Annotated in this window: 16 protein-coding genes; 12 read left to right on the forward strand and 4 right to left on the reverse strand. The window is 73.2% G+C overall.

Features of this window, described 5'->3' with window-relative positions:
- Positions 1-14: 14 nt before the first annotated feature.
- The 3 genes from AB0I79_RS54110 to AB0I79_RS54120 all read right to left on the reverse strand — a co-directional run bounded on the left by AB0I79_RS54110 (position 15) and on the right by AB0I79_RS54120 (position 6,052).
- A complete protein-coding gene (locus AB0I79_RS54110) occupies positions 15-1,286 on the reverse strand; it encodes a M1 family metallopeptidase (protein WP_357892162.1) in 1,272 nt (423 codons plus the stop codon).
- The gene (locus AB0I79_RS54115; protein WP_357892081.1) at positions 1,283-5,113 is read right to left on the reverse strand and encodes a Pls/PosA family non-ribosomal peptide synthetase; all 3,831 of its coding nucleotides are present in this window, start codon (positions 5,111-5,113) and stop codon (positions 1,283-1,285) included. Before AB0I79_RS54115 ends, AB0I79_RS54110 begins: the two co-directional genes overlap by 4 nt.
- Before the next feature lie 252 nt (positions 5,114-5,365).
- Positions 5,366-6,052 (reverse strand): GntR family transcriptional regulator, encoded by a 687-nt coding sequence (locus tag AB0I79_RS54120; protein ID WP_357892084.1) that lies wholly within the window; start codon positions 6,050-6,052, stop codon positions 5,366-5,368.
- Positions 6,053-6,127: 75 nt separating this feature from the next.
- On the opposite strand from AB0I79_RS54120, the gene AB0I79_RS54125 reads away from it, so the two are divergent.
- The 8 genes from AB0I79_RS54125 (at position 6,128) to AB0I79_RS54160 (ending at position 13,101) form a co-directional block, all read left to right on the forward strand.
- Positions 6,128-6,925, forward strand: coding sequence for an FAD binding domain-containing protein (locus AB0I79_RS54125; protein ID WP_357892087.1), 798 nt, complete (start codon positions 6,128-6,130; stop codon positions 6,923-6,925).
- Between the two features lie 79 nt (positions 6,926-7,004).
- Complete coding sequence (locus AB0I79_RS54130) at positions 7,005-7,562, forward strand: (2Fe-2S)-binding protein (protein WP_357892090.1); 558 nt, start codon at positions 7,005-7,007, stop codon at positions 7,560-7,562.
- A complete protein-coding gene (locus AB0I79_RS54135; RefSeq protein WP_357892093.1) occupies positions 7,562-8,941 on the forward strand; it encodes a molybdopterin cofactor-binding domain-containing protein in 1,380 nt (459 codons plus the stop codon). Before AB0I79_RS54130 ends, AB0I79_RS54135 begins: the two co-directional genes overlap by 1 nt.
- A gap of 3 nt (positions 8,942-8,944) precedes the next feature.
- Entirely contained in the window at positions 8,945-9,961 is a 1,017-nt protein-coding gene (locus AB0I79_RS54140) for a molybdopterin cofactor-binding domain-containing protein (protein WP_357892096.1), read from the forward strand.
- A complete protein-coding gene (locus AB0I79_RS54145; RefSeq protein ID WP_357892099.1) occupies positions 9,951-10,808 on the forward strand; it encodes a MoxR family ATPase in 858 nt (285 codons plus the stop codon). Before AB0I79_RS54140 ends, AB0I79_RS54145 begins: the two co-directional genes overlap by 11 nt.
- Positions 10,801-11,916: a VWA domain-containing protein gene (locus AB0I79_RS54150; RefSeq protein ID WP_357892102.1), complete on the forward strand. Its 1,116-nt coding sequence runs from the start codon at positions 10,801-10,803 to the stop codon at positions 11,914-11,916. The genes AB0I79_RS54145 and AB0I79_RS54150 overlap by 8 nt, the downstream gene beginning before the upstream one ends.
- A gap of 5 nt (positions 11,917-11,921) precedes the next feature.
- Positions 11,922-12,824 (forward strand): amidohydrolase family protein, encoded by a 903-nt coding sequence (locus AB0I79_RS54155; RefSeq protein WP_357892105.1) that lies wholly within the window; start codon positions 11,922-11,924, stop codon positions 12,822-12,824.
- A 1-nt stretch (position 12,825) separates the two neighbouring features.
- Positions 12,826-13,101: a YciI family protein gene (locus AB0I79_RS54160; RefSeq protein WP_357892108.1), complete on the forward strand. Its 276-nt coding sequence runs from the start codon at positions 12,826-12,828 to the stop codon at positions 13,099-13,101.
- A 47-nt stretch (positions 13,102-13,148) separates the two neighbouring features.
- Here AB0I79_RS54160 and AB0I79_RS54165 read toward each other — a convergent pair whose 3' ends face one another.
- The gene (locus AB0I79_RS54165) at positions 13,149-13,577 is read right to left on the reverse strand and encodes a nitroreductase family deazaflavin-dependent oxidoreductase (protein WP_357892165.1); all 429 of its coding nucleotides are present in this window, start codon (positions 13,575-13,577) and stop codon (positions 13,149-13,151) included.
- A gap of 136 nt (positions 13,578-13,713) precedes the next feature.
- On the opposite strand from AB0I79_RS54165, the gene AB0I79_RS54170 reads away from it, so the two are divergent.
- The 4 genes from AB0I79_RS54170 (at position 13,714) to AB0I79_RS54185 (ending at position 22,212) form a co-directional block, all read left to right on the forward strand.
- Positions 13,714-14,988, forward strand: a complete 1,275-nt coding sequence (locus AB0I79_RS54170; protein WP_357892111.1) for an extracellular solute-binding protein — start codon at positions 13,714-13,716, stop codon at positions 14,986-14,988.
- Between the two features lie 93 nt (positions 14,989-15,081).
- Positions 15,082-17,931, forward strand: coding sequence for an AAA family ATPase (locus tag AB0I79_RS54175; protein ID WP_357892114.1), 2,850 nt, complete (start codon positions 15,082-15,084; stop codon positions 17,929-17,931).
- 74 nt (positions 17,932-18,005) lie between these two features.
- Positions 18,006-18,149 (forward strand): hypothetical protein, encoded by a 144-nt coding sequence (locus AB0I79_RS54180; protein WP_357892117.1) that lies wholly within the window; start codon positions 18,006-18,008, stop codon positions 18,147-18,149.
- Positions 18,150-18,174: 25 nt separating this feature from the next.
- Positions 18,175-22,212, forward strand: coding sequence for a S8 family serine peptidase (locus AB0I79_RS54185; protein ID WP_357892120.1), 4,038 nt, complete (start codon positions 18,175-18,177; stop codon positions 22,210-22,212).
- Positions 22,213-22,343: the final 131 nt, after the last annotated feature.

Below are 22,343 nucleotides of genomic sequence, written 5' to 3' on the forward strand. Positions count from 1 at the left end.
CACCAAGCAGGCGGTCAGGCCAGGCCGGGCAGCGGTTTGTCGTGCAGCCAGGCGGACAGCAGCGGCCCGACCGGTCGCGAGGTGTACCGCTGGACGTGCCCGGCGAACTCCCGGGTGGTGACGGTCCCGTGCCGGTGCCCGGCGGTCCAGGCGCGCAGGGCGGCGAAGAACGCCTCGTCGCCCATGGCCGCGCGCAACGCGTGCAGGGTCAGCGCGCCACGCTTGTAGACGCGGTCGTCGAACAGCGTCCGCTCGCCGGGGTCGGCCAGGACGAAGTCCTGCGGGAGCAGGCTGAGACGATGCCACCACCGGCGGGCGTGGTCGCCGGCGGGTGGGCCGCCCGACGCCTCGGACCAGAGCCACTCGGCGTAGGCCGCGAAGCCCTCCTGCAGCCAGATGTCGCTCCAGCAGGCCACGGTGAGGCTGTTGCCGAACCACTGGTGCGCCAGCTCGTGCGCGACCAGCCGCTCGCAGCCGCGCACGCCGTCGACGTGGTTCCTGCCGAAGATCGACATGCCCTGGGCCTCCACCGGGATCTCCAGGTCGTCGTCGGCCACCACGACGGTGTAGCCGGTGAACGGATAGGGCCCGAACAGGTCGCCGAACAGCGCCGTCATCTGGTCCTGCCGGGCGAAGTCGTGGCGTACGCGGGCGGCCAGCCGCGGCGGGCAGGCCAGCCGGGAGCCGCCGTACTCGAAGACCTGGTAGCGCCCGATCTGCACGCTCGCCAGGTAGCTCGCCATGGGTTCGGCCTGCTCGTAGACCCACGTCGTGTTCCCGGCGCCGCGCCGCCTGTCCACGAGCACGCCGTTCGCGATCACCTGGTACGGCGACGCCGTCGTCACGGAGATGCGGTACGACGCCTTGTCCCCCGGCCGGTCGTTGCAGGGGAACCAGGACGGCGCGCCGATCGGCTGGCCGGCGACGAGCGCGCCGTCGCTCAGCTCCTCCCAGCCCAGCCCGCCCCAGGGGCTCGGCACCGGTGCGGGCTTGCCCGAGTAACGTACCTCCACGACGGCCTGCTCCCCCGCCGGCAGCGGCGTGGGCGGCGTCACGCGCAGCTTGCCCCCGCCGTGCGCGTACCGGGCGGTCACGCCGCCGACCGTGACGCCCGCGACCCGGAGCCTGCCGAAGTCCAGGTCCAGCGCGCTGAGGGGCTCGGCGGCCGACACCGTCAGCCGGGCGGTGCCGTCGAGCCGGTTGGCCTGGATCCGGTAGGCCAGCCTCAGGTCGTAGTGCGAGACGCCGTAGCGGTGGTCGCCGTGCCCGGGGAAGTACGGTGTCATCGCCACGCCGAGATCGGGTTGCCGAACCAGCGGGTACGGCCGGGCACGTTCTCGCCCCGCATGACCAGGGAGGCCGGGCCGACCGTGGTGTCGGTGCCCACGAGCGCGGCCGGCAGCACCACGCCGTGCGGGCCCAGCGTCGCGCCGGCCTCGAGCGTCACCGTGTCCATGCTCATGACCCGGTCGTGGAAGAGATGTGTCTGCAGGACGCAGCCCCGGTTGACGCACGCGCCGTCGCCCAGGGTCACCAGGTCCGCCTCGGGCAGCCAGTACGTGTCACACGTGACCCCATGTCCGATGCGTGCCCCGAGCGAGCGCAGCCACACGTTGAGCGGCGCGGTTCCCAGCCACGGCCGCGCGAACCAGGGCGCCGCCAGCACCTCGACGAAGTTGTCCGCCAGCTCGTTGCGCCACACGAACGAGCTCCACAACGGCCGGCTGCCGGCCCTGATCCGGCCGACCAGCAGCCACTTGGCGGCCGTCGCGACCGCCGCCGCGACCACGCCCGCGGCCATCATGACCACGCCGCTCAGCGCGGTCGCCGCGGCGTGGCCGTACCGGGAGGCGAGGGCGGCGAACGCGGCGGCGGCCAGGACGGCGAGCGCGAGGGCGCACATGGCGGGCACCACGCGGAACGCCTCGACGGCGGCCCGCGCCACCTTGTACCGCGCGGGCGGGTCGTAGGTGCGGTTCCTGTCGCCCTCCTCCGCGGTGCGGCGCAGCTTCATGGGCGGCATGCCGACGTACGACGAGCCGGACTTGGCCTTCTTCGGCGTCGCCGACAGCACCCCGACCAGACCGTCCTTGGGCACCTTGCGCCCGGGGGCGGTCATCCCCGAGTTGCCGAGGAAGGCGCGCTTGCCGATCCGCGCCGTCGCGATGCGCATCCAGCCGCCGTCGAGCTCGTACGGGGCGACCATCGTGTCGTCGGCCAGGAAGGCGCCGTCGCCGACCGACGTCATCGTGGGCAGCGCGAGCACCGTGGACAGCTCGACGCCCCGGCCCACCTTCATGCCGAGCGCCCGCAGCCACGCCGGGGTCAGAACGCTCGCGTACAGCGGGAACAGCCAGACGCGGGCCGAGGCCATCAGCCGCCCGGTGGCCCAGGCCTGCCAGGCCTGGCGGCTGTGCACCGGATGTTGCCCGGCGTGCAGGCCCAGGCCGAGCAGCCGCACGCTGACCAGCGTGAGCAGGGCGAAGACGGCCATGCCGGCGACCGTCGCGAGCGGCACGCCGGCCAGGGCGGCGGTGAGCGCCTGGCCGAGCGTGCGCGTCCCGCCGGCGAACCAGGCCAGGACGGCGAGGGCGGCCCCGGCCGCGACCACCGGGAGCAGGCTGAGCGCGAAGGCTGTCACGCCGTACAGCGCCGTCCACCAGGCGGAGCGGACGGCCCTCTCCCCCGGCTTGCGTGACTTGCCCTGCCGGAACGCGGGCACGCCGGCCCAGAGCTCGCCCGACGGCACCGTGCCGGCGACCGCCGAGCCGGGCGCCACCTGCGCGTTCTTCCCGATCTTCGCGCCCGGCAGCAGCGTCGAGCGGGAGCCGACGGTGGCGCCGGCGCCGATCCGGATCTCGCCGAGGTGCAGGACGTCACCGTCGTACCAGTGGCCGCTGAGGTCCACCTCCTGCTCGACCGACGCGCCCCTGCCCACCTTGAGCAGCCCCGTGACGGGCGGGGGCGAGTGCAGATCGGCGTCGGCGCCCACCTGGGCGCCGAGCAGCCGGGCGTACCAGGTCATCCAGGGCGCGCTGGCCAGGTCGGGGACGCCGAGCCTGGCCGCGAACTGCTCGGCGAACCACAGCTTGAGATGGACGGCGCCACCGCGCGGGTGGCTGCCCGGCCGTACGCCGCGCAGCAGCAGCCGGGCGAGCGCCGCCGACAGGCCGATCCGTCCCATGGGGGTCAGGAACGCCAGCGCGCCCAGCGTCACCCACCACCAGGACAGCGCCGGGGCCCACGGCGGCGCCAGCACGTTGCCGAGCGCGGCCAGCGGCACGACCCAGCGCATGGCGCCGGCGGTGAGCAGCGGCACCATGAGCAGCGTCTGGATCACCGAGGCCTGGCGCGGCATGGGCGTCACGGGTGGCCGGGCGGGCTCGGGCTCGCCCCTGGTGGCCAGGAGCCCGGCCAGCCCGGACAGCGTGGGCTGCGCGTACACGTCGCCCACCGCCACGTCCGGGTAGTCGGGGCGCAGCACGGACACCAGCCTGGCCGCCGCGAGGCTCGTGCCTCCGTTGGCGAAGAAGTCGTCGTCGGGCCCTTCCGGCGCCACCCCCAGGATGGCGGTCCACTGCCCGGCCAGCAGCGCCTCGGCGGGGGTCAGCTCGGTGGACGGCGTCTGCCCGGCCAGCGGCCAGGGCAGCGCGTCGCGGTCGATCTTGCCTGAGGTCCTGGTCGGGAGCGAGGCGACCGGCGCCAGGCGCGGCACCAGGGCGGCGGGCAGCGAGTCGGCGAGCAGCTCGCGCGCTTCGCCGGCGTCGAAGCCGGGGCCGGTGACGACGTACCCGACGAGAATCTGATGCCCGCCGCCGGCGGTGCGTACGGCGGCGGCCGCGCCGGTGACGCCGGGCAGCGCCTGTAACGCGGCGTCCACCTCGCCCAGCTCGATCCGGCGCCCGCCCAGCTTCACCTGGTCGTCGGCCCGGCCGACGAACACCAGGCCCTCGGGGTCGGCCCGGACCAGGTCACCGCTGCGGTAGGCGCGTGCCCAGCCCAGCGACGGCAGCGGCGCGTACTTCTCGGCGTCCTTCTCCGGGTCGAGGTAACGGGCCAGGCCGACGCCGCCGATGACCAGCTCGCCGGTCTCCCCCATGGCCACCGGCTCGCCCGAGTCGCCGACCACGGCCAGGTCCCACCCGTCGAGGGGCAGCCCGATGCGTACGGGCTGCTCGCCGGTGAGCGGCGCCGCCGACGCCACCACCGTCGCCTCGGTGGGCCCGTAGGTGTTCCACACCTCCCGCTCCGGCACGGCCAGCCGCTCGGCCAGCTCGGGCGGGCACGCCTCCCCGCCGAAGATCAGCAGCCGGATCCCGGCGAGGTGCTCGACCGGCCAGAGCGCGGCCAGCGTCGGAACGGTCGAGACGACCGTGATGCCCCTGTCCGCCAGCCAGGGGCCGAGGTCCATGCCCGTACGCACCAGGGCCCTGGGCGCGGGCACCAGGCAGGCTCCATGCCGCCAGGCCAGCCACATCTCCTCGCAGGAGGCGTCGAAGGCCACGGAGAGCCCGGCCAGCACCCGGTCGCCGGGGCCCAGCGGACGCTCCCGAAGGAACAGCCCCGCCTCCGCGTCGACGAACGCCGCCGCCGACCGGTGCGTCACCGCGACGCCCTTCGGCTTGCCGGTGGATCCGGACGTGAAGATGATCCACGCGTCGTCGTCCGGCTCGGGCGGGCCACCGCCGTTCCTGAAGCCCTCGTGCGCGGTGACCTTGTCGGTGATGACCGCGTCCACCCCGGCTTCGGTGAAGACCAGTTCGGCGCGCTCGTCCGGGTCGTCGGCGTCGACCGGCACGTACGCGGCGCCGGCGGCGAGCACGGCGAGGATGGACAGGTACAACTCGGCCGTCCCCGACCCGATCCGGACGCCCACCCTGGCGCCGCGGCCGATCCCGGCCTTCGCGAGCTCCGCGGCCATCCGGTCCACCTCCGCGCGCAGCGCGCGGTAGCTCAGGCACACGGTGCCGTCGTCCAGCGCGGGCGCGTCCGGGTGCAGGCGCGCGGTCTCGTCGAGGATGTCGACCAGGGTGCGGGGTGGCGGCGCCAGCACGCCGGCGGGAAAGACCGCGGAGGCGGCCTTGGGACGTACATCGACCGAGTCGCTACGCAAACGCTGCTCCTTGGGGTCAGGCGGTCGATGCCTTCAGAAGGCACACAGCATTCGCATCATCCGCCACCGTCGTGGCAATCGCGCCACCCAAGACCCAACGGCTGCCGCGGTCGCGCCTATTCCGCTCACCCGTCGCGCGACCGCCGACGCCGCCGCTCGTCCCCGACCGCCGTCACGCGACCCGCGACCGCCGTCACGCGCCTCCACCGCCGTCACGCGACCCGACCGCCGTCGCGCGACCTGCGGCCGCCGTCACCCGTTCCCGTCCTGGCGTCTCGGCATCCCGTACGGGTCGTGCGGCGTGTCGGCGTAAGCCCACTGGTGGTCGCGGGCGTGACGGCAGGCCGTCTCGACGTCCCCGGCGCGCATGACCTCCAGCAACTCGCGGTGCTCCTCGGCGACCCGCTCCAGCTCCGGCCTGGTGACCATCAGGGCGATGGCCGTGCGCGCCTCGATCTGCAGCGCCTCCCAGGCGCGGGCCAGCAGCCCGTTGCCGCCGGCCTGCACGACGTGCCGGTGGAACCGGGCGCTGGCCAGGCCGATGCCGGGCACGTCGCCGTCCCTGGCGCAGCGGTGCATCTCCTCGACGGCCTCCCCCAGCAGGTCGAAGGGGACGGCTCCGGCCAGCATCGCGAGCCGCGTCGCGGTCTCCTCGAGTGCCGCCCGCAGGATGTAGGCCTCGCGGATCGTCTGCTCGGCGAAGGGCAGCACCCGGCTGCCGTGACGGGGCTGGCTCTCGATGAGGCCGAGGCCCTCGAGTTGCCGCAGCGCCTCCCGGACCGGGGCCTGGCTGGTGCCGAACTCCAGGGCGATCTTGGTCTCGATCAGGCGGTCGCCCTCGCCGAGTTCGCCCGCGACGATCCGCTGCAGCAGGCCGTCACGGATCTGCCGGCTCAGGGTCGGCCGTGCGGGGCGTGGAACTCCCGTGGATTCGGACAACAAGCCTCCCGTGCCCTTGACTCTTGGATCATGCCATCTACTCTCCAATTATCGATATCGATAATTGGAGAGTAAATGCTGATATCGGTTGAGATGCCGGAGAGTGCCGAGGCGGCTCGTGCGGGCCTCCGGACGGGGGCCGTCCCCCTGGGCGGCGGCACCCACCTGATGACCCGGCTGAACGACGAAGCCGGCGGCGACCTGCGGCTCGTCAGCCTGCGCAGGGCGGGACTGCGCGGCATCGACGTCGACGGCGCCACCGTGGTCCTGGGCGCGGCCACCACGCTCGCCGACATCGAGGACGACGCCCGGCTGAGCTACCTGTCCCCCTGCGTGCGCTCGATCGCCTCCCCTCCGGTCCGCAGCCTCGCCACGGTGGCCGGCAACCTCTTCGTGCCGCAGCCGTACGGCGACCTGGCGGCGGCCCTGCTCGCCCTGGACGCGGAGCTGGACGTGCTCGGCGCGGGCGGCGTCCGGCGCGAGCCGCTGGAACGGATCGTCACGGAGGGCCTGCCCGCGGGCGAGCTGGTGACCCGGGTCCGGTTCACGGCCCCGGCGACCGGCACGTTCCGGTTCCACAAGGCGAGCCGGCGGCGGCTCAACTCGGGATCCATCGTCACCGTGGCGGCCCGGATCACGGTCGAGGACGGCGTGGTCGGCGACGTCCGGCTCGTCCTCGGCGGTCTCGCGCGCCGCCTGGTGCGGGCGGCCGGCGCCGAGCGCGTCCTGCTGGGCGCGCCGCTCACCGCCGAGGTCGTCGCCGAGGCGGCCGGAGCGGACGTCATCGAGCCGTTCGACGACGCCTACGCCTCCGCCTGGTACCGCGCCCGCGTCTACCCCGTCCACCTGCGTCGTGCCCTGCTCGGGGCCTGAAGGGGGCCTGCCATGGGCCTGAGAAGGGGCCGGCTTTGAGCTTGAGAAGGGGCCTGATGTGAGCTCGAAAGGGGAGCGTATGCCCTCGACCATCGTCACGCTCAGACTGAACGGCACCGAGCGGGAGCTGATCGCCCGCCCGTCGACCACACTGCTGGACGCCCTGCGCGAGACGTTCGGGCTGATGGGGGCCAAGCGCGGGTGCGGGCAAGGGGGCTGCGGCAGCTGCACGGTGCTGCTGGACGGCCGGCCGGTGGTCTCGTGCCTGGTTCCCGTCGTGACGGTCGACGGCTCCAGCGTGGAGACGATCGAGGGCCTGGCCGACGGCGACCGGCTCAGCGACGTGCAGCAGGCGTTCGTCGACCTCTTCGCGACGCAGTGCGGGTTCTGCACCCCCGGGATGATCATGTCCGCCACGGCGCTGCTCGACCGGAAGCCGGACCCGACCCGCCAGGACGTCACCGAGGCGATCTGCGGGAACGTCTGCCGCTGCACCGGATACGAGCCGATCATCGCCGCCGTCCTGACCGCCGCGGAACGCCGCCGCGGCGCCCCGCCGGCACCCCCCGAAGCCGGCGACCCGCCGGCAGCCCCGATGGCCGGCACCCCGACGGCGCCCGCGAAGGCCGACGCCTGATGGGCCGCGTCACGCCGATCGACGAGGCGTACTTCAAGGGCGAGCGGGCGGGCGACTTCGCCGTCATCGGTTCCGCGGTCCAGCGCTCGGACGCCCGCGGTCACGTCACCGGCCGCACGGTCTTCTTCGAGGACCTGACGCCGCCGGGGCTGACGCACGTCAAGATCCACCGGTCCACGCGGCACCACGCCCGCCTCGACCGGGTGGACGTCTCCGGCGCCCTCGAAGTGCCGGGCGTGCTCCGGGTCATCACCCACGAGGACGTGCCGAACAACTGGTACGTCGTGCTGCGCCTGATCGGTGTGGGTCCCGACGACGAGCCGGTGCTGGCCGAGGACCGGGTCCTGTACCGCGGCGAGCCGATCGTCGCCGTGGTCGCCGAGACCGAGGAGGCCGCCCGCGAGGGCGCCGCCCGGGTCGTGGTCGACTACACCGACCTGCCCGCCGTGCTCGACGTCGAGGAGGCGCTGGCCGACGGAGCGCCGATCATCAAGCAGGCGGGCACCAACCACTTCGTCTACGAGGGACACCACTGCCGCCGGATCCGCTTCGGCGACGTCGAGCGGGGCTTCGCGCAGGCGGACCGGATCATCGAGGGCCGCTACAGCTCCTCGCCGATCGAACACGCGCCGACCGAGCCGACCGGCTGCATCGTCGTCCCCCAGGGCGACGGCCGGCTGCGGATCCACAGCAACACCCAGGCCGCCTTCTTCACCCTCGACAACACCGCGCTCATCCTCGGCGTCCCGCCCACCAGCCTGCGCGTCGTGGGTGGCACCGTCGGAGGCGGCTTCGGCGGCAAGGTCGACGTCATCGTCGAGCCTCTGGCCTGCATCGCCGCCATGCTCACCGGCCGGCCCGCCAAGTACGTCTACAGCCGCGCCGAGGAGATGCAGGTGTCGTCCACCCGCGCGGCCGAGCGCATCTCCATCAAGGACGGCGTCATGGACGACGGCCGGATCGTCGCCCGCCAGGTCACCCTCCACGTGGACGCGGGCGCCTACTCCCGGCACACCCCGTACGGCGTCACCAAGGCGGCGGCGCACATGCCGGGCCCGTACACGATCCCGAACGTCCACGTCGACTGCTACTGCGTCTACACGAACCGGACGCCGTCCAGCGCCATGCGCGGGTTCGGCGTCACGATCGGCGACTTCGCGCTGGAGTCGCAGATGGACCGCATCGCCCGGGAGCTGGGCCTGGACCCGCTCCAGTTGCGGCTCAGGAACGCCTACCGGGACGGCGACATGAAAGCGCATCGCAAGATCGCGTCCGGCACGGCGCTGGTCGAGGTGATCCAGAGCGCCGCCGGCCTGGTGGGGCACGACCTTCCACCGGAGTACCGGGCGATGTCGTCGACCGATCGGCAGGAGGGCTGAGCGATGACGTTACGGCGAGGGCGCGGATACGCGGCCGTCAACTACCCGACCGGGATGAACCTCGGCGGCGACCCGTCGCAGGCGCTCGTCCACGCCACCACCATGGGCGGGTTCGTGGTCACGCTCTCCTCGGTGGATCTCGGCCAGGGGCTGCGGACCGTCGTCGCCCAATGCGCGGCGGAGACGCTCGGCGTCCCGATCGGGAACATCATCGTCGACACCGCCGACACCGACACCGGCCCCCACTGCATGGGGACGTTCGCCAGCCGCGGCACCCACCGCGTCGGCAACGCCGTGGTCATGGCGGCCCGCGAGGCCAGGGAGGTCCTGCTCCAGGTCGCCGCCGACGAGCTGGAGGTGGACGCGGAGGACCTGGAGACCGACGGCACGGGCTTCGTCCGCCTCAAGGGAGCGCCGGAGAAGAAGATCCACGTCAGCGAGGTCGCGCTCGCCGCGCACTTCCGGCAGGGCCGGACCATCTCCGGCCGGGGCATCTTCCTCAAGGAGCCGAGCGCTCCGGTGCCGGAGACCGGCGAGATGGACCCGGACTCCTGCCAGGCGCACGCCTGCACGGTGGCCGAGATCGAGGTCGACGACGAGACCGGCGTCATCGAGGTGCTGCGGCTCTACAACACCTACGAGGTCGGCCGGGCGCTCAACCCGGCCATCGCGACGCAGCAGGTCGAGGGCGGCGCCTGGATGGGCCTGTCGCATGCGCTGTTCGAGACGACGGAGCCGTACTATCCGCATTCGCGCGAGCACGGCCCCGTCGATTTCGTCGAGTACCTGATGCCGGGGCCGGCCGACCTCCCGGCGCAGACGAGCGTGTTCCTCGAACGGCCGGCCGGCAACGGGCCGTTCGGCGCCAAGGGCATCGGCGAGATGACGGCCAACGCGCCGATCCCCGCGATCGCCAACGCGGTGTACGACGCGGTCGGCGTGCGGCTGACGAGCATGCCGTTCACGCCGGAGAAGGTGCTGCGCGGACTCGACGAGCTGCGGGCCGGCCGTGCCGGCTGATCAGGAGGCGCTGGGCCGGCGGCTGGGCGAGGAGGGCTACCTGGCCGACGAGGGCCTGCTCACCGCCGTCCACCTGGCCGGCGTGCTCGGGCTTCCGCTGCTGCTGGAAGGCGAGCCGGGGGTCGGCAAGACGGAGATCGCGAACGTCCTGTCCCGGGTGCTCGGCCGCGAGCTGATCCGCCTGCAGTGCTACGAGGGGCTGGACGCCTCCCAGGCCCTGTACGAGTGGGACTACCCGAAGCAGCTGCTGTCCCTGAGGGCCGCCGAGGTGGAGGGGCGCGGCGCCGGCGACCTGTACCGGGAGGAGTTCCTCCTGCAGCGCCCGCTGCTGAGGGCGCTGCGGGCGGCCTCCGGCGCGGTGCTGCTGATCGACGAGATCGACCGTGCGGACAGCGAGTTCGAGGCGTTCCTGCTGGAGTTCCTCGGCGACTTCCAGATCACCATCCCGGAGATCGGCACCATCAGGGCGGCGAGCGCCCCGTTCGTCGTCCTCACCTCGAACCGGACCCGCGAGCTGCACGACGCGCTCAAGCGCCGGTGCCTGTACCACTGGATCCCCTTCCCCGACGCCGAACGGGAGCGGGCGATCATCCAGGCGCAGGCGCCCGGCCTGGACGACAGGAGCGCGGCCCGCCTCGTGGCCGCCGTGCACCGGATCCGCGGGCTGGCGCTGCTGAAGCGGCCGGGGATCGCGGAGTCGGTCGCCTGGGCCCGCGGCGTGCAGGCGCTGGCCGGCGAGGGTTCGAGCCGGCCGGAGGCGATGCGCAGGTCCGCCGGGCTGCTCGTCAAGCACGAGGAGGACCTGGCGCTGGTCAGCCGCCATGCCGCGGAGGTGTTCGGTGACTGAGCGGTCCCTGGTCGTGCGCGTCCGCGATCACGTGCACGGGTTCCTGCGGGACCTGCACGATCAGGGCCTGCGCGTGCCGGTGTCCAAGCAGCGGGTCTTCCTCCAGGCGATCGAGGCCGTCGGCCCGCGCGACGCCACGCACCTCTACTGGATCGGGGCGAGCACGCTCACCATGTCCCGCGCGGACCTGGAGGTGTACTCCCCCACGTTCGAGCGCTGGTTCGGGGAGGCCGGGACCCGGCCCGTCCCCGAACGGGAGCTTCCGGACGAGGAGGTCCCCGCGCCGCGCGGGAAGGGGGACGAAACTCCCTTCACGGCTACGTTCGGCGGGGAGGCGGGCCTCGCGGCCGGCTCCGCGGAGCGCGAGAGGCGCCCGGTGTTCGGCCCGGCGAGCGAGGAGGACCGGGCCGTGCTCGCGCTGCTGCGGCGGGAGCTGCGCGGCGCGATGCCGACGGTCCGGTCACGCCGCCGCCGGCCCGGCCGCCGGGGCCCGTGGATCGACGTCGCCAGGATGTACCGCGAGTCCTGGCGCGGCCACGGCGAGATCGTGACGCTGCGGCGGCGGAACCGTCCGCGGCGGCAGCGCCGGGTGCTGCTGCTCATCGACGTGTCGGGGTCGATGAAGCAGCACAGCGCCGGCTACCTGCGGTTCGCCCACGCCGCGGTCGGCTGCCTCGATCGGGTCGAGGTGTTCACCTTCGGCACCCGGCTGACCCGCGTCACCGGGCCGCTGCGGGCGCGGGAGGTCGACACGGCCGTCGGCTCGCTGAGCGAGGTCGTCCTGGACGCCGAGGCGGGGACGCGGATCGGCGTCTCGCTCCAGGAGTTCCTCGGCAACGCCCGGTACGTCACCATGGCGCGCGGCGCCCTGGTGATCGTGCTCTCGGACGGCCTGGAGCGCGGCGACTGCCGGCCCATGCAGGCGGCCGTACGGCGGTTGTCGCTGCTGGGCCACCGGTTGTCGTGGTGGACGCCGCTCGCCTGCGACCCGGCGTACCGGCCGGTCACCCGCGGCATGTCGGCCGTGCTCGGCGACGTGGACACGATCGCGGGCGTAGCTGACCTGCGAACGGCGTACGAGCAGGTACAGATCATGGCCAAGGAGTGATCGTCATGTCCGAGGCGTACACGGGCGACATCGTGGACTCGCACCATCACATCTGGCGGACCCGGGATCTGCCCTGGCTGTCCGGCCCGATGGTGCCGCGGATCTTCGGGCCGTACGAGGCGATCAGGCGCGACTACCTGATCGGCGAGTACACCGCCGAGGCCACGGCCTCGGGCATCGGCGAGTCGGTCTACGTGCAGACGAACTGGCCGCTCGACCGGGTCGTGGACGAGGTGCGCTGGCTCCGCGACGTCCACCAGGAGACGGGGTGGCCGACGGCCGTCGTCGCGGCGGCCGACCTGTTCGACGACGCCGCTCCGGAGGTCATGCGACGCCAGGCCGCGCTCACACCGCTGGTGCGGGGAGTCCGGCAGCAGCTGCACTGGCACCAGCGCCCGGAGTTCCGGTACGCCACCGCGCCCGACCGCATGCGGGACCCGGTCTTCCGCAAGAACATCGGCGCGCTCGCCGACCTCGGCTGGCTGTTCGAGCTGCAGGTCTTTCCCGAGCAGATGCCCGACGCGGTCGCGTTGGCGGCGGCCTTCCCCGACGTCACCTTCGTCCTCGTGCACGCGGGCATGCTCATCGGCCCGCAGTACGCCGAGTCGTGGCGCGCCGGGATGGCCGCGCTGGCCGAGCGGCCGAACGTCGTCGTCAAGCTCACCGGGCAGGGCACCTTCGTCCACCGGGTGGATCCCGGCCTCATCTCCTTCGTCGCCGGTGAGGTGATCGGCCGGTTCGGCGCCGGCCGGGCCATGTTCGGCACCAACTTCCCGGTCGAGAAGCTCTGGACCACCATGCCGCACCTGGTCGGCACGTGGAAGGACGCGCTGGCACACCTGTCGCCGGCCGACCAGCGCGCCATTTTCGCCGGCAACGCACGACGGGTATACGGGCTGGGAGGCTGACATGGCACTGTTCGTTCTGACCTACGGTTACCACGACACTCCGTTGAGAGCGGAGCGCCGCGAGGACCATCTCGCGCATCTGAACAAGCTCCTGGAGCAGGGCAGCCTCGTCGCGGCCGGCCCCTGCACGGACCTGACGGCCGGCATGATCATCCTGCGGGCGGAGGACGAGGCGGCGGCGCGGGCGCTCGTCGACCAGGACCCCTACACGCAACTCCAGGTCACCAAGGACCGCACGCTGCGGGAATGGCGGGTGACGGTCGGCTCGCTGGGCTGAGCCTCAGAAAAGGGCGGCCGGCGGCACGGGTGCCGCCGGCCCGCCGGTCACTTCGGGTCGAGCACGAACACCGGGATCTGCCTGTCGGTCTTCTCCTGGTACTCGGCGTAGGACGGGTAGGCCGCGACCGCCCGCTCCCACCACTGCGCCCGCTCGTCGCCCTCGGCCTCGCGCGCGACGTACTCCTTCGTGACGGTCCCGTCCTGCAGCGTGAACTCGGGGTGCGCCTTGATGTTGTAGTACCAGGTGGGGTGCTCCGGAGCGCCGCCCTTGGAGGCCACGACCGCGTACCTGCCCTCGTGCTCGACCCGCATCACGGGGGTGTAGCGCAGCTTGCCGGTCTTCGCGCCGCGCAGGGTGAGCAGCACGACCGGCGATCCGAGGATCTCGATGCCCTCGGTGGTGCCGGTCTCAAGGATCTTCTTCGTCTGGTCCCGCACCCAGTCACTGGGGCTGAACTCCACGTCGTCCGCCATGCCCACGACCAACAAACCTCGCGCCGCTCTCATTCCTGCTGGAACGCCTGCGCGGCGGCGGGAGCCGGGGGTAGCCTTGCGATCTTGTTCGGCCTCCTTCGGAGAGCCGTCCTGAAGCACTGCGGGAGGTAGGACCGTGAGCTCCGGCAAGACGACGGTGACGGCGGCGTCGCTGGCCGCCGCTGTACTGATCGCCACTTCGGCCTGCGCCGGCGGGAGCGCCGGCAGCGAGGTCACCTTACGCTTCGCCTACTGGGGCAGCGACGTGCGGCAGAAGAGAACCGAAGAAGCGATCAAGAAGTTCGAGGCGAAGCACCCGCACATCGACGTCGTGGGAGAGTTCTCCGACTTCGGCGGCTACTACGAGAAGCTGGCCACGAACGTCGCGGGCGGCAGGACGCCCGACGTCATCACGATCGAGATCCGCGGCCTGCGGGAGTACGCCGAGCGCGGCACTCTCGCCGACCTGTCCGGCGAGGTCGACACCGCCGGCATCGACAGCAAGGTGCTGGCGACCGGCGCCATCGGCGGGAAACAGTTCGCGATCCCCACGGGCGTCAACGCCTGGTGCCTGGTCGCGGACCCGAAGGCGATCGAAGGCGCGGGCCAGCAGCTGCCCGACGACACCGCGTGGACCTGGGAGGAGTACATCCGCCTGGCGGCCGGCATCACGGCGAGGACCGGCGGCAAGGTGTACGGCACGCAGCAGGCCTTCAACCCGGCCTTCCTGCAGATCTTCGCCGCTCAGCGAGGCGAGCCCTTCTACGACGGCAGCAAGCTCGGCATCTCGGCCGACACGATCAAGGCCTGGTGGACCGTCCACCGGAAACTGATCGAGACCGAGGGCTCCCCCGACGCCGCCAAGAGCATCGCCCTCGGCGCCCAGAACGTCGACCGGTCGCTGTTCGCCACCGGCAACGGCGCCATGGGCATGTGGTGGAGCAACGAGCTCGGCGCGATCAACAAGGCGTCGGGCGGCAAGGAGATGGAGCTGCTGCGGATGCCCAAGGTAGGGCAGGCCGCCCCGGGCGGCATGTTCCTGCAGCCCGCGATGTTCTACACCGCCGCGGCGAAGTCCGCACACCCGGCGGAAGCCGCCGAGTTCATCGACTTCATGATCAACGACCCGGAGGCGGGCGCGATCATCCTCAGCGACCGCGGCCTGCCCGCCAACTCCAACGTGCTGGCAGCGGTCCGGGACAACCTGCCCGAGGCCGACAAGAAGACGCTGGCCTTCCTCGACGAGATCAAGGGCGAGCTCACCGACCCGCCCGCCGCCCCGCCGAAGGGCGCCAGCGCCATGGAGGACATCCTCAAGCGGTACACCGACGAGGTGCTGTTCGGCCGCATGTCCCCGGATGCCGCGGCCCGCAAGTTCATCACGGAGGCCAACGCCCTGATCGCAGGCTGACCAGGCCCAGGGTCTCCTGCGTGCCTCTCCCCGGTCGCCGCCGGGGTCAGGACGGATCTTGCTGGATGCCCAGGTGTGCAGAACAATGATCGGATGCACGCTGGGCGGGTGGTCTCCCCGGTTCTGGTAGGGCGGGAGAAGGAGCTCGCACGGCTCGTCTCGCTCGTCGCCACCGCGCCCGCCGTGGCGGTCGTCGAGGGTGAGGCCGGCATCGGCAAGTCGCGCCTGGCGGCCGAGCTGCTCGGCGCGCCGGCGGTGGCCGGCCTGCGGGTGCTCGGCGGGGCCTGCGTGCAGATCAGGGAGCCGTTCCCGCTGGGGCCCGTCGTCGAGGCGCTGCGGGAGCGGGCGTCAGACCTGGCGGAGGCGGACCTGTCACCGGTCGCGGGCGCCCTGCGCGAGCTGCTGCCCGAACTCGCCGCGGCGCTGCCGGCCGCGCCGCCTCCGCTGGACGACCGGGCGGCCGAGCGGCACCGGGTCTTCCGGGGGCTCGCCGAGGTGCTGAGCGCGCTCGGCCCCGCCATCCTGGTCATCGAGGACCTGCACTGGGCGGACGAGCAGACGGTCGAGTTCCTGACCTATCTGATGTCCGTGCTGCCCGGCACGCTCCGCGTGCTGCTGACGTACCGGGGCGAGGAGGCGCCGGCCGCGGTGCGCGCGATCACCGCGCGCACCGCCGACACGATCAGCGGCGAGCACCTGGTGCTGCCGCCGCTCGACGCCGCGCAGACGCGGGCCATGGCCTCGGCGATCCTCGAGACCGACGAGGTGACGGCCGAGTTCGCCGAGCACCTGCACACCCGGGCCTCGGGCCTGCCGCTCGCCGTCCAGGAGCTGCTGGCGCTGCTGCGCACCCGCGGGACGCTGATCAGGTGGGAGGGCGGCTGGGCGCGGCGGGCGCTCGACGAGCTCGACGTGCCGAGCGGCGTGCGCGCCTCGGTGCAGGAGCGGGTCGCCAGGCTCTCCCCGGCGGCCAAGGAGGTCGCGGAGCGGGCCGCCGTGCTGCACGTGCCGGTGCCCGTCGGCCTGCTCGCCGGCGGTGACGTCGAGGCGATGGACGAGGTGCTCGGCTCGGGGCTGCTGACCGGCACGGACGGGCTGGTGGGGTTCCGGCACGCCCTGGCGGCGCAGGCGGTGCACGACGCCATCCCGCTCGGCCGCCGGCAGGCGCTGCACGCCGCCGCCGCCGACACCGTCCGCAGGCTGCGCCCGGTGCCGCTGGGGCGGCTGGCGCACCACCTGCGTCACGCGGGCCGTACCGGGTCGTGGCTGGAGACCGCGATCGCGGCGGCCGAGCAGGCGTCGCGGCTGGGCGACGACGCCGAGGCCGGGCGCCTGCTGGAGGACGTGCTGAACAACACCGACCTGCCGGCCGGACGGCGGGCGGAGCTGACGGTGAAGCTCGGCTGGGCCGCCCTGGAGCTGCTGCGCCCGCCGCCCGTCGTGCCCCTGATCACCAGGGCGCTGGAGCAGGACGTGCCCCGCCCGCTGCGCGGCAACCTCCGGCTGCTGCACGCCCTGCACCTGGAGCGCACCCGGACCGACAACGCCGGCGTCCCGGACGCTTTCGCGCAGGCCGCCGAGGATCTCGAGAGCCAGCCGGGGCTGGCCGCCTGGGCCATGGTCGGCGTGGGCCATCCGACCGGCGGACGGCCGGTCGGCGAGCGGAAGGTCTGGCTGCAGAAGGCTCTGGCGACCCTGCCCGCCGTCGACGATCCCGCCATGCGGATGCTGGTGCTCGGCAAGGTAGCGATGATCTTCGTGGAGGTGGGCGATCCGCGCTGGGCCGGGCTGACGGACGACCTGCGGCGGGAGACCGCCGGCCGCAGGCTGCTGCGCCGCGAGGTCAACGCCTACCGCTCCATCGGGGGCGGGGCCGTGTTCAGCGGCCACCACCGCGAGGGCCGCCGCCTGCTGGTCGCCGCGATCGAGGAGGGGGCCGAGCCCGACCTGCGCGGCCGGTTGGAGCTTCGCGGCCTGGTGAACCTGGCCGTCGCCGACTATCTGGACGGCGCGTGGGAAGGGCTGGCGGCGCGGCTGGAGAAGCTGCTGGACGACTTCGGGGACGAACCCGGGGAGCGCGTCCTCCTGGACATCGTGACCATCTGCCTGGACGCGGTCCAGGGCCGCCGGGAGGTCGGGCTGCCACTGCTGCTCGACGTGATCGACACGGCCCGGGCGCGCGGGCATTTCGACGATCTCGTCCTGCCGGTCGCCATGCTGCTCAGGCTGGCCACCGCGCGGGGCGCGCCGGAGCCGGCTATCGCGACGGCCGCCGAGGCCGCCGTCCACTGGGAGGCGAGCGGCCTGTGGCCGGTGGCGGTGCGGGTGCTGCCCGCGCTGACGGAGGCGCTGCTGGCGGCGGGGCGGTTCGCCGACGCCGTGGACGTGGTCGAGCAGCACGCCTCCCGGCTGGCCGGGCTCGACGCGCCGCTGGCCGGGTCGGTCCTCGGGCACGCCCGCGGCCTGCTGGCCGAGGCGGAGGGCCGCTGGGCGGAGGCCGCGGCCGGCTTCGCCGCGGCCGCGGACGCGTTCGAGCAGATCCCGGCCCTGTACGAGGCCGCGCAGGCGCACGAGCACGCGGCGGCCTGCCTGTTCGCCTTCGACGAGCCGGGCGCCGCCGGGCGGCTCCGCCAGGCGGTCACGCTCTACGCGGACCTCGGCGCGCGCGCGGACCTGGATCGCGCGACCGGACTGGGGCGCAGGTGGGGGATCCGCCCGCCCGCGCCGGCGCAGCACGGGCCCGCGCAGCCCGGAGGCGATCACGCACTGTCGGCCCGCCAGGAGCAGGTGGCCAGGCTGGCGGCGGAGGGGCTGACCAACCAGGAGATCGCCCGGCGGCTGTTCCTGTCGCCGAAGACGGTGGACAAGCACGTGAGCGCGGCCATGCGCAAGGTGGGCGCACGATCGCGGACGGAGCTCGCCCGCCTCCTCCCCAGCAGCTGAATACCCAGAATGGGGATTTTTCCCCATAGGGCACCCCATACCCCACCCCACGCGGCGACCGCCACACTTCCGGCATGTCCGAAATTCCGCCAGAGCCTGGTCCGCAGGACCTGGACGGCCCCGACCCGGCCGGACGGGGCGTCCCCGAACCGGCCGGCGCCCTCGATCAGGACGCCCCGGCACCGCCCAGGCCTCCTGACGGCTTCGAGCCCGTGTAACCCCCTCCCCTTCAGAAAGGCCACCATGGCTCTGCCCCGCCCCCCGTTAGCACGCCGCGCAGGCGTGCTGCTGACCGCCGTCACGATGCTCGCCACCGGACTGGCGGCCGTTCCCGCGTCCGCGACCTCCGCCCCGCCGGCCACCCCCGCCCCCACCGCCGCCTCCCCCGCGGAGCAGGCTGTGCCCCTGAACGGCGTGCGCGCCGCGAAGGTCGTCGTCACGCTGATCACCGGTGACAAGGTCCAGCTCACCCGGGCCGCCACGGGCAAGTACCGGGTCGAGCCGGCCCCCGGCACCCGCCAGGGCGGTGGCCGGATCAACCTGTTCACCCAGTTCACCCCGGACGGCGTCTTCGTGCTGCCGGACGACGCGGTCGCCGCCGTGCAGGCGGGGCTGCTGGACAAGCGGCTGTTCGACGTCAAGTACCTGGCCGAGAACGGCTACGCCGACGACGCGACCAAGAAGGTGCCGGTCATCGTCCAGTACCCCGAAGGACAGCCCGAGGCGTCGCTCAGGCGCTCGGCCGCGAACGTCCCCGCCGGCGACCCCACCCGGACGCTGGAGAGCATCGACGCCTCGGCCCTCGACGTCGCCAAGGCCGAGGCGGGCACGTTCTGGGAGGCCGTGCGCGCCGAGCAGGCCGCCGGGCAGGGTCTGGCCAGGACGCCGGGCGCCCTGGGCTCCGGCATCGCCAAGATCTGGCTGGACGCCAAGGTCAAGGCCGACCTGGACGTGAGCGTGCCGATGATCGGCGCGCCCACGGCATGGGAGAGCGGCTACGACGGGACCGGGGTGAAGGTCGCCGTCCTCGACACGGGCGCGGATCTCGGCCATCCCGACCTGTCCGGCAAGGTCGCCGACAGCAAGTCGTTCGTCCCGGACCAGCCCGTCCAGGACGGGCACGGGCACGGCACCCACGTCGCCTCGACCATCGCCGGCAGCGGCGCCGCCTCCGGCGGGAAGCACAAGGGCGTCGCCCCCGGCGCGCAGCTGGTCGTGGGCAAGGTCCTCGACGACGCGGGCTCGGGCATGGAGTCGTGGATCATCGAGGGCATGGAGTGGGCCGCCCGCAGCGGATCCAAGACTGTCAGCATGAGCCTCGGCAGCAGCGTCCCCAGCGACGGCACCGACCCGCTCAGCCAGGCCGTCAACGATCTGACCGCGGAGACCGGCACGCTGTTCGTCATCGCCGCCGGGAACCTCCACGACAAGGAGAGCATCAGCGCGCCGGGCGCCGCGGAAGCGGCGCTGACCGTGGCAGCGGTGGACAAGAACGACCAGCTCGCCGGGTTCTCCAGCCGGGGCCCGCGCGTGGACGACGGCGCGCTCAAGCCGGACATCGCGGCACCGGGCGTGGACATCGTGGCCGCGCGGTCGGCCGGCACCAGCATGGGCGCCCCGGTGAACGAGCACTACACCGGCGCTTCCGGCACGTCCATGGCCACGCCCCACGTGGCGGGCGCCGTCGCCATCATGGCGCAGCAGCACCCGGACTGGACGGCCCAGCAGCTCAAGGCCGCGCTGATGTCCACCGCGAAGGACGACGGCTTCACCGTCTACGAGCAGGGCGCGGGGCGGGTCGACCTGGAGCGGGCGACCCGGCAGCGGGTCTTCGCCGCCGGCGGCCCGACCGGCGGCCGGGTCGACTTCGGCCTGCTCGACGAATCCGGCACGCCGAGGACCGGCCAGGTCTCGTACGTCAACCTGGGCGACCAGCCCGTCACGCTCGCCCTGAAGGCGGCGATGAGCGGCGGCGCCAAGGTGGCGGTCGCCGACGCGACCCTGACGGTCCCCGCCGGCGGGACGGCCGGCACCACCGTCACCCTCGACCCGGCCGGGCTCGCCCTGGGCACCTACAGCGGATCGGTGACGGCCGAGGCCGACGGCGTCCGGCTCACCACGCCGGTGGGCGCGGTGCGCGACGTCGCCAAGTACGACCTGACCATCCGCACCCTCGACCGGGACGGCAAGCCGCGCACCCCGACGGCCATGAGCGTCGTGGACGTCGAGGGCGCCAAGGGAGAGCTCGGCCCGTACCACGTGCAGGAGGACGGCGTGGTCGTGACCCGGGTTCCCGAGGGCACCGTCAGCGTGCTGCAGGTGCTCGACTGGGTGGACGGCGACGACCGCGCCAACCGGGGCTGGCTGTTCGAGCCGGAGCTCACGATCACCGGTGACACCGAGCTGATCCTCGACGCCCGCAAGGCCACCGAGATCCGCTTCACCGCCCCGAAGACCGCGCAGCCGCTGAACAACTACTACGACCTGTTCTTCCAGCGCACCCTGCCGGACGGGCAGGTGTTCGGCGGCACCCTCCTGAACGGCAGCCCCATCGGGGCGTGGGAGAAGGTGTGGGCGCTGCCCACCGAGAAGGTCACCAAGGGCGCCTTCCGCCTCACCGGCCAGTGGGAGCTCGGCGTGCCCGAGGTCACGATGACCATGCGTACGCCGCGGCACACGACCCTGCACCCCGTCTCCCGGGTGCACCTCATCGACCGGGTGGAGCTCCATGCCGGCCACGTCCCCTTCGAGGGCACCAAGGACCTGCGGGTGGTCGACGGTGGCAAGGGGCTTCCCGAGGATCTCGCGGGCAAGGACCTGCGCGGGGCGCTCGTCCTGATCGACGCGGAACCCGCGCAGGGGGTGTTCGGGACGGCGTGCGGGCTGCAGGTCGAGCGCGTGGGACCGATCAGGGACGCCGGTGCCGCCGGCATCCTGGCCTTCAACGACCGGCAGGCCGTCTGCCCGATCCCGCTGGCCATCACGCAGAAGCCGTTCAGCGGCCCGCTGCTGCCCGTCGGCATCCCCGTCGCGTACATCTCGCACGCCGAGGGCATGAAGGTGCGCGAGGCGGCCGGGCGCGCGCCGGTCACCATCCGGGTCGAGGGCACGCCGAACACGCCGTACTCCTACGTGTTCAAACCGTACGCGGACGGGCGGGTCCCCGACTCCATGCACTACAAGGTCACCGAGCGCCAGCTCCACCGCGTCGACCTGGAGGTGCACGCCGGGCCGTACACCAGGTACATGAACTGGCGCAGCACGTGGCGGACCGACGATGTCTCCTACACCTCGACCAGCACGAACGCGCTGCACTGGTCCTACCCGCTGCCGGACCGCAGGTCCCAGTGGGTGTGGCCGCTCGACTCCCGGCTCGTGAGCCAGGCGGGCATGTCAGCGCTGGTCACGGCGGACCCGGCCGAGGAGGTGGAGGAGACCCGCTACCGCACCGACGTCTTCGACCGGCCGGGGCGCACGACCCAGCAGTGGTTCGCCACGCCGAGCACGCCGGGCGCCGCCACCGCGAGCGACAAGGTGTACAGGCTCGGTGACCCGGACGCCAAGCCGCTGGAGCAGCTCTACCTCGGGATCCCCTGCGCGATCTGCGTGCACGACGGCAACCTCTGGGTGACTCCGTCGATGGTCAGCGGGGTCGGGGAGCGGCGCGACGACGGCGTGGTGTTCGGCGACATCCAGCCCCGGTACGAGCTCCACCTGTACCGCGACGGCAAGGAACTCCCGAACGCGCCCGTCGAGCCGTTCGCGACGCTGCCGCGCTACCCGCTGCCCGAGGGGGCGGCCACCTACCGGCTGACGGCGAAGAACGACCTCCAGGATCTGGAGTGGACGTTCACCGCCCCGCCGGGCAAGGAGCAGGTGCGGCCGGGCGTCAACTGCTACGCCTGGTGGATCGACGGGCCGGTCGAGCAGTGCCGCACCGTATCCGCGGTGTACGTCAGCCACGACCTCGGCGGCACCCTGTCGATCGACAACACGGTGGCGGCCGGCCGCCGGCACATCTTCCAGATCGAGGCCTACCACGGGCCCTCGGCCGGGAAGATGCCGGCGATCGCGGGCGTACGGCTCTGGACGAGCACCGACGACGGCGCCACCTGGCAGCAGGCCGACCTCAGGCGAGGCCGGGACGGCATCTACACCGCCACCGCCAAGTATCCGCACTACCGCGCCACCAAGGGCGCGGTCAGCCTGAAGGCTGAAGCGTGGGACGCGGCCGGCAACCGCGTCAAGCAGACCACGCTACGCGCGTTCAACCTCCGCTGACGGGCTCACGCCCCTGAGCGCACCCACCGCGGCCGCCCACCCGGACGGCCGCGGTGCGGCGCGTGGCAAGCCGCCGGCCTCGGTGAGCTGCGGAGACTGCCGGCCCCTGGTGGGATCGGGGTCGGCGCCGC

This window comes from Nonomuraea sp. NPDC050202 (genome assembly GCF_040656115.1).
GTDB lineage: Bacteria > Actinomycetota > Actinomycetes > Streptosporangiales > Streptosporangiaceae > Nonomuraea.